Annotated in this window: 14 protein-coding genes; 7 read left to right on the forward strand and 7 right to left on the reverse strand. The window is 30.7% G+C overall.

Going from position 1 to position 12,000, the window contains the following annotated elements; all coding sequences use genetic code 11:
• Window positions 1–2 precede the first annotated feature (2 nt).
• From cobS to NsoK4_RS08470, 4 genes are read right to left on the reverse strand one after another with little or no spacing between them, the layout of a single operon-like run.
• On the reverse strand, window positions 3–728 hold the full coding sequence (gene cobS, locus NsoK4_RS08455; protein WP_211687087.1) for an adenosylcobinamide-GDP ribazoletransferase: 726 nt from the start codon (window positions 726–728) through the stop codon (window positions 3–5).
• Window positions 721–1,692, reverse strand: coding sequence for a cobalamin biosynthesis protein (locus NsoK4_RS08460; RefSeq protein WP_211687089.1), 972 nt, complete (start codon window positions 1,690–1,692; stop codon window positions 721–723). Before NsoK4_RS08460 ends, cobS begins: the two co-directional genes overlap by 8 nt.
• A complete protein-coding gene (locus tag NsoK4_RS08465) occupies window positions 1,689–2,528 on the reverse strand; it encodes a cobyric acid synthase (protein ID WP_211687092.1) in 840 nt (279 codons plus the stop codon). Before NsoK4_RS08465 ends, NsoK4_RS08460 begins: the two co-directional genes overlap by 4 nt.
• Window positions 2,525–3,607 carry a histidinol-phosphate transaminase gene (locus NsoK4_RS08470; protein WP_211687094.1) on the reverse strand — a complete coding sequence of 361 codons (1,083 nt, stop codon included), beginning with the start codon at window positions 3,605–3,607 and terminating at the stop codon, window positions 2,525–2,527. The genes NsoK4_RS08465 and NsoK4_RS08470 overlap by 4 nt, the downstream gene beginning before the upstream one ends.
• Before the next feature lie 81 nt (window positions 3,608–3,688).
• Here NsoK4_RS08470 and asd point away from each other — a divergent pair, with 81 nt between their 5' ends.
• The 3 genes from asd (at window position 3,689) to NsoK4_RS08485 (ending at window position 6,235) form a co-directional block, all read left to right on the forward strand.
• Window positions 3,689–4,765, forward strand: a complete 1,077-nt coding sequence (gene asd, locus NsoK4_RS08475; protein ID WP_211687096.1) for an aspartate-semialdehyde dehydrogenase — start codon at window positions 3,689–3,691, stop codon at window positions 4,763–4,765.
• A gap of 88 nt (window positions 4,766–4,853) precedes the next feature.
• Complete coding sequence (locus tag NsoK4_RS08480; protein ID WP_211687098.1) at window positions 4,854–5,303, forward strand: Lrp/AsnC family transcriptional regulator; 450 nt, start codon at window positions 4,854–4,856, stop codon at window positions 5,301–5,303.
• Between the two features lie 2 nt (window positions 5,304–5,305).
• The gene (locus NsoK4_RS08485; RefSeq protein ID WP_211687100.1) at window positions 5,306–6,235 is read left to right on the forward strand and encodes a heme o synthase; all 930 of its coding nucleotides are present in this window, start codon (window positions 5,306–5,308) and stop codon (window positions 6,233–6,235) included.
• Here NsoK4_RS08485 and NsoK4_RS08490 read toward each other — a convergent pair.
• Both NsoK4_RS08490 and NsoK4_RS08495 read right to left on the reverse strand, forming a co-directional pair.
• Window positions 6,230–6,439, reverse strand: coding sequence for a hypothetical protein (locus NsoK4_RS08490; RefSeq protein ID WP_211687102.1), 210 nt, complete (start codon window positions 6,437–6,439; stop codon window positions 6,230–6,232). The genes NsoK4_RS08485 and NsoK4_RS08490 overlap by 6 nt on opposite strands.
• A 70-nt stretch (window positions 6,440–6,509) precedes the next feature.
• Window positions 6,510–7,322, reverse strand: coding sequence for a GDP-mannose dehydrogenase (locus NsoK4_RS08495; protein WP_211687103.1), 813 nt, complete (start codon window positions 7,320–7,322; stop codon window positions 6,510–6,512).
• Window positions 7,323–7,411: 89 nt separating this feature from the next.
• Here NsoK4_RS08495 and NsoK4_RS08500 point away from each other — a divergent pair, with 89 nt between their 5' ends.
• Entirely contained in the window at window positions 7,412–8,494 is a 1,083-nt protein-coding gene (locus NsoK4_RS08500) for a DegT/DnrJ/EryC1/StrS aminotransferase family protein (protein WP_211687105.1), read from the forward strand.
• A gap of 57 nt (window positions 8,495–8,551) precedes the next feature.
• Window positions 8,552–9,499, forward strand: coding sequence for an SDR family NAD(P)-dependent oxidoreductase (locus NsoK4_RS08505; RefSeq protein ID WP_211687107.1), 948 nt, complete (start codon window positions 8,552–8,554; stop codon window positions 9,497–9,499).
• 7 nt (window positions 9,500–9,506) lie between these two features.
• On the opposite strand, the gene NsoK4_RS08510 is transcribed toward NsoK4_RS08505, so the two are convergent.
• Window positions 9,507–10,199 (reverse strand): class I SAM-dependent methyltransferase, encoded by a 693-nt coding sequence (locus NsoK4_RS08510; RefSeq protein WP_211687108.1) that lies wholly within the window; start codon window positions 10,197–10,199, stop codon window positions 9,507–9,509.
• Between the two features lie 94 nt (window positions 10,200–10,293).
• Between NsoK4_RS08510 and NsoK4_RS08515 the strand changes: the two genes are divergently transcribed.
• Together NsoK4_RS08515 and NsoK4_RS08520 are read left to right on the forward strand one after the other, a co-directional pair.
• A complete protein-coding gene (locus tag NsoK4_RS08515; protein WP_211687110.1) occupies window positions 10,294–11,325 on the forward strand; it encodes a peptidoglycan bridge formation glycyltransferase FemA/FemB family protein in 1,032 nt (343 codons plus the stop codon).
• A complete protein-coding gene (locus tag NsoK4_RS08520) occupies window positions 11,322–11,987 on the forward strand; it encodes an acetyltransferase (RefSeq protein WP_211687112.1) in 666 nt (221 codons plus the stop codon). The genes NsoK4_RS08515 and NsoK4_RS08520 overlap by 4 nt, the downstream gene beginning before the upstream one ends.
• The last annotated feature ends 13 nt before the right edge of the window (window positions 11,988–12,000 follow it).

Raw genomic sequence — 12,000 nt, forward strand, 5'->3', positions numbered from 1 at the left:
AATCATATTGAAACAAAAATAAGAATAGACGCTAATCGTGTTAGTTCATTTGTTGCACCCAAGACATCACCTGTGATTCCACCAAAACTGCGATTTGAAAGAGAGACCAAAAACAGAGTCATGACTATGCTGGCACCAAACATGACAATCCCAGAAACCCCACCTAAGACTACAAGAGGAATAATTGTGATGAATGCAGCAATTGATAGTTTTTTCGGACTCTTCATCAACTCAACAAATGGTGAATTTGAGCCTAAAGAAGCAGATTTACCAATACTGGCCATCAGAACCATTGAAAACTTGGCTAAAATTTCACTTAACAATATTGCCAAGAACAACTCGTAACCAACAGACAAGGAGAGAGCAATTATCAATCCAACAACATACAGCACTATTGCAGAAATTCCAGCAGAGCCTGTTGAAAGATCTTTCATTGCAGCAAGTTTTTTCTCTTTAGTTCCTTTGACCATAAGACCATCAGCAAAATCTGCCAATCCATCAGTGTGATGAATTCCTGTAACAATTGCAAACGATGCAACAACAAGAAGGCTGACAACTAAAGGATCTAAAAATATCGACAAACCAAATGCTATTGAACCAACAATTAATCCAATTGCAATCCCAACAATTGGAAAAATGTACATGTATTTTGCAATTGTTTCAAGAGTCGCCTTTCCAGTAGGAATAATTGTCAAAAATGAAAAAATAGAGCCAATTTCTTTAAGCATGAATCCACCACCCCAAATAAGACAAGAATATAATCATTGGAATGACAATAGTTAGTGAAAATATTATTGAAGTTACTTTCATTAATGTAATTGCAGATTTTATGTGATCATTTGAAAATGAAAAATCACCATCACCAAGAGAGTAATGATCAATTTTTTCAAATTTCTTTTCAAGTGCACCTGCAATAGCAGCCATAGGATAACCTGCATTAGGACTCTCTGTCTTTTTACCGTCTCTAATCATAATTTGGTATGATTTTTTCCAATTGTTTTTCAAGATCATTGCACTAAGGATCATTGTAAGAGCAGTTAATCTTGATGGAATATAATTCAAAAATTTATCACAATTGGCTCCAAACCACCCAATATTTTTGAAAATATTTGTTCTGTAACCAATCATAGAATCTGCTGTGTTGATTACCCTGTATGAAAATGCACCGAGGAGTCCGAATAATCCAAAATAAAACAAAGGAGCAGTAATTCCATCTACAGTATTTTCACTGATGCTCTCAATTACGCCTGAAATTACATGATTTTTGTCTAAATTTTTGGTATTTCTTTTTACAATCATAGATAGGTTGTCTTGTGCTGCAGGAAGATCATCTCGTTCTAAACATCTCACAACATTCAAAGCATGCTTTTCCATTCCTTTAATTGCAATTGTTGTCTTTAACAAAAATGCACCAACAATTATAGAAATTACTACTGAAAGAAAACCATTCGGGATAGATTCTACTCCAAACTCTACTAAAAGCATCATAGAGATAACAATTAACGTAGCAGTTAAAATTAAGAAAATTCCGCCAATTTTTTCTAAAATATCAGACTTGTTTTTTGAAAGTGGGGTTAGTTTAGCAATTAATGATCCAATCCAAGCCGTAGGGTGAAATTTATTTTTTGGATCACCTGCAATTAGATCAATAATGATTGCAAAAAAGATAACAAGTATTGATTCGAATATCATTTTATCATCCTCTCAATTTGTTTTATGTTCAGGTTTCTGACAACTAGTTTGCTAAGATTTTCAATTTCTGCGTCTATTTTTTCAAGATTTTTTTTAGTCCAATGAAATTTCTTTGGGTTAACATTTAGAGAATCTTCTTCTGGTAAGTCAAAATCAGCCATTGGGATAGCACCCAATATAGGTCTCTTTGTTTTTGTTTGAATTTTTTTAAATCCTGGTTTTAAAATATTTACATCACCTCTGAATTTGTTTATAACAAATCCTTTGATCAATTTTTGATATTTTTTATCCAATAAAGATAATGTTCCCACAATACTTGCAAATGAACCTCCTCTATCAATATCAGTCACTAACAATACAGGAGATTTTGCTTTTTCAGCCATCTTCATATTTGCAATATCAAATTTTTCAAGATTAATTTCTGCAGGCGAACCTGCACCTTCAAGAATTACTAAATCATGATTTTTTTGAAGGTTGTAAAGAGACTCTGTTGCCAAATTCAATCCTTTAGTTCTTACAAATTTTGAGTAATATTCAGTTGCGTGCATTCTTTTGAATTTTTTACCACGAAGAAAAATAGTGCTATAGTAATTACCCAGAGGTTTAAGCAGGATAGGGTTTAGATCAGGCGTAATTTCACATCGTGCAGCAAGTGCCTGAATTGCTTGAGCACGAGATATTTCAAAATTTTTCCCAACATATGAAAAATTAGACATATTTTGTGACTTGAATGGTGCAACAGAAAAGCCCTTGTTAGAAAATACTCTACACAGGGCAGCAACCAAAGTTGTTTTTCCGGCTCCTGAAGATGTGCCTTGTATCATCAATGATTTCATTTTATTCTCTCCAATGCTTTGAGTAATCTAAGATTATCTTTGTGGGATTTTATTGCAATTCGAATAAAATGATTATCTAATCCACGAAAAGTTTTGCAGTCTCTTACAAGTATTTTTTTTTCAAGTAATTTCTTTTGTAGTTTTGTTGAGTCATATTCTGTTCTAATTAATATAAAATTTGTAGATGAGTCAACTAGCTCAAAACCATCAATCTTTGCAATTTTATTTTTTAAAAAATCATATTCTTTTTTTATAATTGATTTTGATTTTGTTAAATGTGAAGAGTTTTGAGTTGCTGAGATTGCTGCTTGTTCAGCAACATAATTTATACTCCAAGGAATTTTTATTTTCTTTAAAACAGAAATTATATATTTTGATGATGCAGCATAACCAATTCTAATTCCAGCTAGTCCAAATGATTTTGTAAAAGATCTTAAAACTAAAACATTATCAAATTTTTTTACACTTGAAATAACTGATTCATTTGATGATGGTACTAATTCAATAAAGCACTCATCAACAAAAACTATGGAATTTTGCTTTTTTGCTTTATCAATAATTTGTATTAGATTTTTTTTTGGCAATAGTTTTCCAGTAGGATTGTTAGGATTACAGATGAAAACACATCCATTTTTTGGAATTTTGGAAATAAAGGATTCAAGATTTTTTTGCAAGTCCATTGTTCTAAAAAACGTAATTTTACAATTATTCATTTTACATGTTGCTTCATATTCAGAAAAAATTGGAATTGGAATCAAAACAGGCGTATCTTTTGAAAGAAATGCATTACAAAAATTGTATATTATTTCAATAGCCCCATTTCCAACTACCAGATAATCTTCAGAGAGATTTGTAAATTTTTGGAGTGATTTTAAGAGCTGTGATGAATGTATGTCTGGATAATTTTCAATTTTTTCCAGATTTTTTTTGATGGATTTTTTTACTTTTATGGGCATTCCTGCAGGCGTCACATTTGAGCTAAAATCCAAAACTCCTAAACTAGTAATTTTCTTTGAATATAGTCCTCCATGTGTAACTGGGTCATGGGCTTCGATTGCAGATTTTGCCTTTAATTTCACAGTTCCAAGTAGGCTTGGAGGATATAGTATCTTTTGGTAATACCAATAACGATTATTAATTGAAAAATTCTATTTTCTCTCATGGATAAGAAGAAAGTAGCAATTATTGGCGTTACAGGAGCAGTTGGCCAAGAGTTTGTACAGTCTTTGCAAGATCATCCATGGTTTGAGGTAACCCAGATCGCAGCATCAGAGCGCTCTGCAGGCAAAAAGTACATTGATGCAATTAGAAATGAAAGCGGTATTGTTGCATGGGATGTAGGCGGAGAGATTCCTGAATATATCAAAGATATGACAGTAAGAAGAATAGATGAGTTAGATACTTCTCAATTAGATTTAGTGTTTTCAGCAGTGGAATCAGTTGCAGCAAGAGACATTGAAACAAAGATGGCAGCTGAGGTTCCAGTTATTTCAACTAGTTCTGCTTATAGATATGAAGATGATGTTCCAATTCTAATTCCAGGGGTAAATGATGAACAAGCAGAACTGTTAGAGACTCAAAAGAAGAACAGAAATTGGAAGGGGTGGGTAGCACCACTTCCCAATTGTACAACTACAGGATTGGCAATTACATTGAAGCCTTTACTTGAAAAATATGGTGCAAAAAAAGTAATGATGACTTCAATGCAAGCAATTTCTGGAGGTGGGAAATCAGGAGTTTCAGCAATGGGAATTACAGATAACATCATACCATACATTCCAAAAGAAGAAGGTAAAGTTAGAACTGAAACTAGGAAGATTTTGGGCAAATTAAAAGAAGGTAAAATTGAAGATGCCGATATTAGGGTTAGTTGTACTTGTACACGTGTACCAGTAATTGATGGTCATACAGAGTCAGTGTTTGTTGAAACAGAAAAGGACATCGATCCATCAATGGCAAAAGAGACATACAATCAATACAACAAAGATATTTCAGTATTAGGATTACCTTCAGCACCAAAAGATTACTATGCATTTCATGAAGATCCAACAAGACCTCAACCAAGAATTGAAAGAGATGTTGGCGAGGGCATGACTACAACAATTGGAAGGGTTGAAAGAGAAGAGCTGTTTGATAAGGGTCTAAAGTACATGTTATTTTCTCATAACAAAAAGATGGGATCTGCAAAAGGTGCAGTTTTGTTAGCAGAAATGCTTTACAAAAAAGGAAAAATCTAGGAATTTCTTGCAATTTTTTCAATAATAACTTTATAAGAACCAGAAATCTAGATCGTCAGAGGTGTTTTAAACGGCCAAAGTTGATGATTTGGATTTACAAATTTTATCAGAATTATCAAATGATGCATCAATTTCAGTTCCACGTCTCTCAAAAAAAATCAACGTAAATTCATCAGTAGTTTATTCAAGAATTAAGAGATTAATCAAAAGAAAACTGATTGAGAGATTCACTATTGTAGTAAATGATGCAGAGCTTGGATATAATGTCAAAGCATTAACTGGAATCAATATGGATACAAAAAAGAGAGATCACATTATTGATGAGTTATTCAAAATTGAAGGAGTAAGAGAGATTGCAGAAGTTACAGGCAGATTTGATATTTTGGTAACAATGTATGCCAGAACCTTAGATCAGATGCACAAAATGGTTTCTGAAAGGATTGGCAGAATAGAAGGAATCCAATCATCAGAGTCATTCATAGAGATGAAAACTAGGACAAAAGCAATGCCATATATGCCATCAGAGGATAGTGACTAGCAGTGCAGAAACAAAAATCTGAATCACGAATTGCTGTATATTATGAATTAACAAAACCAAAGATTTGGTATTTACTAGTTTTTACTGCGTTTGGTGCTACATTAACTGCAGCCAATATTTACGAAGTAGAAGTTTCAACTGCAACATGGGCATTGGTGTTGTTTTCAGTAGCTGCTGGCTCTGCAGCAGCAAATACTCTTACAAATTATCACGATAGAGATATAGATGCAATCATGGAGAGGACCAAAGGAAGGCCCCTTCCATCAAAAAGAATCTATCCTGCTGAAAAAGCAAGAAACTTTGGTTTAGCATTAGCAGGAATATCACTTGTGCTAGCATTTGCAATTTCATTTACAACTACGCTAGAACAAGGATTGTGGGCAACAGGATTCATTGCATTCGGATTACTAAATAACGTTCTAGTTTATTCGTATGCATTAAAACGAAATTCAAGGACAAATATTATTTTAGGTGGTTTATGCGGCGGCTCACCTCCAATGATTGGTTGGGTTGCAGTCACAATGTCAGACTTGTGGACAATGGGTTTGGCAATGGCAGGATTAGTCTTCATTTGGATTCCAATGCATATTTGGGCTCTTACACTGCATTTCAAAGAGGATTATAACAAAGTCAATGTACCAATGTTAACTGCAGTACAATCTGAGAAGACATCTGCAAGAACTATCGCAATTTCAACATTTGTCATGGTGTTGTTTTCAATTGCACCATTCTTTTTGACAACAGAAAATGGTGATCCAATGGTTGGTCCTGTGTATCTTTGGACTGCTATTGCATCAGGAATATTGATGATAGCACTATCAGCATGGGTAATTGCAAAACCTAAAGAAAAGGCATCATGGACATTATTCAAATTTTCTAGCCCCTATCTTGCAGTATTGTTTATTGCACTAATGGTAGATTCCGCATTATAGAAGGCTATTTTTATCATCTAAACTGTTTAGTTCTTTTGTAATTTCAGCATGTTCTGAAATTAGTAATTCTAGTTCATTTTTAAGATCTGAAGAATTCCATTTGGTATTTACAAGTGCTATTAATTTTGAAATTATTTTCCATTGTAGATTGTTTTGTTCATCAATTAATTCTAAGAATCTTTTTCCTTTTTCATCTTCAGACACAACATTTTGATATTTTTGAATCATAAAAAGTTAGCATATTTAGGTACAAACTGAAAGACAGTAAAACAAATTACTTGGAATCGTATGATCGTTTTCCTTTAACATATTTTTTAGCAATTGATTTTGCGTTTTTTACCTTTTTTGTATATAGATTGTTAATTTTATCAATTTGCCAGAAAGATTCCTCGTCAATTAATGAAAGATTTGGAATGACACAATGTCCACCAATAAAACCAGGGAACATTTTTGGTCTATTACCTAAAAATTTGTGAATTTCATCTGAAAATTCCCACATTTCATCATAATCCACACCATGTTTTTTAGCGATCATATTGCTAAGCTGGGCATAATTAATTAGCCATCCATAGTATGTAGTATCAACCACTATTTTTGCAAGTTCAAGAGTTATGGGATTAGACATTTTCTTTGATTTGACATTACATTTTTTCAAAAGTTTTGCATATTCAATTGATGCATTTTTTTGGTTTGGGGCAGATTTTTCTATTGCATAATATTTCGTATACTTTTTGAGATCATGAATCATTCGCTTATGAACTCCTCTAGTAGCACTATAGATTACTGGAATTGGCAATTTTGTTTGAATCAAGCTAGTAGTTTTTGGACTAACGGTACTATGAATCACAATAGTTTTTGGCAAGAATTTATGATATAATGAAATCACGTTTGATTTAAAATTCTTAGAAAATGGTATACATACATGAAGAAATGATGTAGGAAGAGCACTGTATTTTTCAAACTTTTGTTTATTCATTAGCTTAGGATTGATATCGTATCCAATAACAACTTGTGATTTTTGTAAGAGGGTTAGAATTGGTTTTCCTATTTCTCCCAATCCAGCTACAACATTTTTGTGATTTTTCATATGTAATGTAATATAATAAATAAGGAATAATTACTTTGCTAGTAATAGTCTTATTATCTACCATTCAACAAATAAAATAAAGAAAAGACATGCAAAAAAGAATCTATTTGATGAGACCAGTAGTAGGTTCAGAAGAAATTCAATTAATCAAGAGAGCGATAAAATCAAAATTTCTGACAGAAGGAAAGATTACCCATGAATTTGAAAAATCAGTTTCACAGTACGTAGGAACTAAGTATGCAATTGCTACAACATCTGCAACTACGGCATTACATTCTATATTTGAATCCATAAATGTAAAAGGAAAAAATGTTTTAGTGTCTGACTTTACTTTTCCAGCTACAATACTTGCCATCATTCAGGCAGGAGGAAAACCAATACTAATAGATGTAGATAGACATAGTATGAATACAACAAGAGAGATTGTAGAAGAGTCATTAACAAGATCAACTAAAACTATAGTTCCAGTTTCACTCTTTGGCAATCCACTAGATATTGATTTTTATAAATTAAAAAAACAAGGAATGAAAATTATAGAAGATGGTGCCACAAATCTAGGAACAAAAGTTAATAACAAATTTGTCGGTTCACTAGCAAATGCAACATGTTTTAGCTTTCATCCTAGAAAAATAATTACAACGGGTGAAGGAGGAATGATTACGACTAATGACAAAACATTGCAAGAAAGATTAAGATCATTTAAGGCATTTGGTAAGAAAGGTACAAAGTTTGTAGATTATGGAACTAACTACAAACTGTCTGATATCCAAAGTGCAATAGGTTTATCGCAAATGAAAAAAATTGAGAAAATTATTAAAAAGAGAATAGAAAAAGCAAAAATCTATAACGAGTTACTATCTAAAAATGATTTTATTGAGCCTCAAAGCCAAACTAGAAAATCTCGTCATACGTATCAATCATATGTATGCATTGTTTTAAAAAAAAGATTACGAGACAAAATAATAAAAGAATTAGCTCAAAGAAACATTGAATCACAGATAGGAACATATGCTTTACACTGTCTTCCAGCATTCAAAAAAATTCCTAAAAATGGAATTTTGGAAAATTCTGAATTTTTGTACAGAAATTCTATTTCATTACCACTTCATGAAGAATTAACAACAGAGGATCAAAAAATAATTTGTGCCATAATTAAACACATAGATGATTAATGGATTTGGATATCATTTTATGTAAACAGTATTATAATTTTCAAGAGAGGGTATGACATGGGAAAACGAAAAGCATTAGTTACAGGAGGGGCAGGTTTTATTGGATCTCATTTATGTAATAAATTAATTGAGAATAATTACGATGTTATTGCTTATGATGATCTTTCAAATGGTAGTGGAAGAAAAAATCTTTCAAAAAATATCAAGTTTGTGAAAGGAAACATATTAGATAGGAAAAAAATTAAAACAGTTTTCAACAAAGTTGATGTGGTTTTTAATTTAGCTGTAAAACCTCTTGTAATGTCTTTTTATGATCCAGAAGAAGTTGTTAAAGTAAATGATTATGGAACCTATCTAGTTGCAAAAATGTGTGTAGATTCCAAAAAAAAGCTAATACATGTTTCATCTAGTGAAGCTTATGGTTCAGCAGTTTCACTTCCTATGAAAGAAAAACATCCATTACTTCCATCAACAATTTATGCGTCATCAAAAGCAGCTTCAGAATTGTATGTAAGAGGATTTGAAAAAACAGATGGCTTAAAAATGGTAATTATAAGACCGTTTAATTGTTATGGAGAATTTATGAGAAATGACGTTTATGGAGCAGTGTTTCCTAAATTTTTAGAACGTCTTAATATGAATAAGGTTTGTACGATAACAGGTAATGGAAAACAAACTAGAGATTTTACATATGTTGATGATACATGCGAGGGAATAATGTTAGCCGATCAAAGTAAAAAGGCAATTGGAGAAACATTCAATGTAGGACAAGGAAAAGAAACATCAATAAATAAAATTGCTCAATTAATGACAAAAAAATACAACGAGATAACAGGAAAAGAAATTAGTTGTAAATTTAAGTATACAAGATCACGGCCTGGTGATGTAATGCGACATTTATCAGATATTTCAAAGGCTAGAAAGATCCTAGGATACAAACCAAAAGTATCAATCGATGAAGGTCTAAATAGAGTAATAGAGTGGAATATTCAAAAGCAAAAATAATTTACAATTAATTTCTATTGTAAGGAAGCCATTTGCAATCGTCTAATTCACTTTTAGAATTATTAATAACTTCAGTAAAAATATGATTTTTTGTTCGTTTGTTATTTTTATAAACATATAGTGTAAACTCAAATGGCATATAATCATGTCTTAGAATAAACCTGTTTGAGATAGATTTAGTAATAGAAATAATTTTTTCAGATGAGCTATAAAAAAGATCTTTAGTTCGATAATCAACATTATCACTTACAAAATTTATTGAAAATCCTTTTTTACAAATTCTAAACATTTCTTTCATAATACTAGTCAGATGAGGATATGTACTTCCATGAGAGGTTATTCCAGAAGCAAGTACCCAATCGAATTTTTTTTTGAATTTTTTTTTCTCAAAATCTCGACATTCTAACGATGATGAAGGATAGATTATTTTTCCAACATTTACTAAATTTTTATTAATATCAATTCCATGGTAGTTTACCTTGATTTTTTGATATCTAAGATATCCAAATAAATCTCCAAAACCACAACCAACATCAAGAATTGATGTGTTAGATAGTTCACCAATTTGACACAGGATTTTAAAACGAATTGACTGTTTTCCTTTGTTAGGACCCCATCCCAAAGACTGTGGAGATACCCCATATTCATCAAATAACTGTTGATAATAATCAAGAATTTTTTTTGAGATTTTATTCTCCATATTTTATGAATTTTTATTCAGGATTAAAAGGTATTATGCAAATAAATCAACATCAGTATCCTATTAAAGGTAATTTAATAACAAATTTTAAACAATGAAAATTGAGCTCGTTTCAAAACCTAAAGAGTATGATAATTTTATAACTAATAATTTTTGTTCATTTTATCAATCATTCAAACACATAAAATTTCTAGAAAGTATTTTACAAATAAATGCAAAATTTATTACTGCAAAAGACGGTGAGAACATAATTGGAGTAATGCCAATTTTTTGTAAAGAATCAAAACTAGGCACAGTCATAAATTCATTACCATTTTTTGGAAGTTACGGAGGCATTATTTCAAAATCAATTGAAGTTAAAAAAAACATTTTAAATTTTTTAAATAATTATAATAAAGAAAACGACATTATTTCAACAGTAATTATATCTAATCCATTTGAAAAATCTGATGTTTATGATAAAAATTTCAAATTTGTTGATAAAGTAGAACGGTTAGCACAATGTATTAATTTATCTAAATATTCTGAAAAAAAACTTTGGGATAATTTTGAACAACGAGTAAGACGTGCGATTAGGAAGGCAGAGAAAAATTCCATAACAATTGAATATTCAAAACCAAATAAAGAAATCATTGAGAAGTTTTATAATTATCACGTAAAAAACATGTCATCAAAAAAAGGAGCAGTAAAGCCTAAAGAGTTTTTTGAATGTGTAAAAGAAAATTTCAAAATTCATGAAGATTATGATATATTAATTGCAAAATATAATTTCAAGCCAATCTCTTTTCTATTAGTTTTTTATTTTAAATCATTTACAGAGTATTATATGCCTGCATATGATGTAGAAAAAAGCAACTTACAAGGAACAAGTCTTCTAATATGGGAATCAATCAAGAAATCATTTGAGAAAAAAATACAATACTACAATTTTGGTGGAACGCATAAAAAACAAGATACTTTGTATAATTTCAAAAAGGGTTGGGCAACTAATGATTTTTTTTATAATTATTACATATATTCAGATTTAAGTAGGTTAGAAGGTATTGAACAAGATTATTTGAAGAAGAATTTTAAAAATTTCTATGTTTATAACTTTAACAAAGTACAGATTAAGAGGGAAAATTGAGAAAAAATATTATAATTTTTGGTCCTGGTGATTTTGGTCAAGTTGCATATTTTTATTTGATGAATGATAGTGAGTTTAATGTTGTTGCATTTACTGCACATAGAGACAAAATCAAAGACGAAAAATTATTCAATATTCCAATTATACCATTTGAAGAAATAGAAGAGAAATTTCCTCCTGAAAAATATGGTATGTTTATTGCAGTTCCATATACAAATTTGAATAGAATTAGAGCGAAGATTTTTGATGATGCAAAACAAAAAGGATATGAATTAATTAGCTATATCAATTCCAAAGCTATTATTTGGAATGATATCAACATTGGTGAAAATTGTTTTATTTTAGAAAACAATGTTATTCAACCATTTGTAACTATTGGAGATGATGTAATTATATGGAGTGGAAATCATATAGGACATCATACAATAATTAAAGATCATTGTTTTCTTGCATCACATGTTGTGATTTCAGGAAAGGTGGTGATTGAGCCATTTTGTTTTCTTGGAGTTAATTCAACAATCAGAGATGGAATTCATATTGAAAAAAATAATGTGATTGGAGCAGGTGCAGTAATTTTAAAAAACACAAAAGAAAATCAGGTTTATTCCACAAATTATACCAAACTTCTAGATATTAATAGTGAAGATCTTAAATTTATTTAAACAAAGAATAGAT

This window comes from Nitrosopumilus sp. K4 (assembly GCF_018128925.1).
Classification (GTDB): Archaea; Thermoproteota; Nitrososphaeria; order Nitrososphaerales; family Nitrosopumilaceae; genus HKST03.

Excerpts from the sequence above, each read along its gene's own strand:
- cobS (WP_211687087.1), bottom strand. The coding sequence starts at position 728 with ATGCTTAAAGAAATTGGCTCTATTTTTTCATTTTTGACAATTATTCCT.
- NsoK4_RS08460 (WP_211687089.1), bottom strand. The coding sequence starts at position 1,692 with ATGATATTCGAATCAATACTTGTTATCTTTTTTGCAATCATTATTGAT.
- NsoK4_RS08465 (WP_211687092.1), bottom strand. The coding sequence starts at position 2,528 with ATGAAATCATTGATGATACAAGGCACATCTTCAGGAGCCGGAAAAACA.
- asd (WP_211687096.1), top strand. The coding sequence starts at position 3,689 with ATGGATAAGAAGAAAGTAGCAATTATTGGCGTTACAGGAGCAGTTGGC.
- NsoK4_RS08495 (WP_211687103.1), bottom strand. The coding sequence starts at position 7,322 with ATGAAAAATCACAAAAATGTTGTAGCTGGATTGGGAGAAATAGGAAAA.
- NsoK4_RS08500 (WP_211687105.1), top strand. The coding sequence starts at position 7,412 with ATGCAAAAAAGAATCTATTTGATGAGACCAGTAGTAGGTTCAGAAGAA.
- NsoK4_RS08505 (WP_211687107.1), top strand. The coding sequence starts at position 8,552 with ATGGGAAAACGAAAAGCATTAGTTACAGGAGGGGCAGGTTTTATTGGA.
- NsoK4_RS08510 (WP_211687108.1), bottom strand. The coding sequence starts at position 10,199 with ATGGAGAATAAAATCTCAAAAAAAATTCTTGATTATTATCAACAGTTA.
- NsoK4_RS08515 (WP_211687110.1), top strand. The coding sequence starts at position 10,294 with ATGAAAATTGAGCTCGTTTCAAAACCTAAAGAGTATGATAATTTTATA.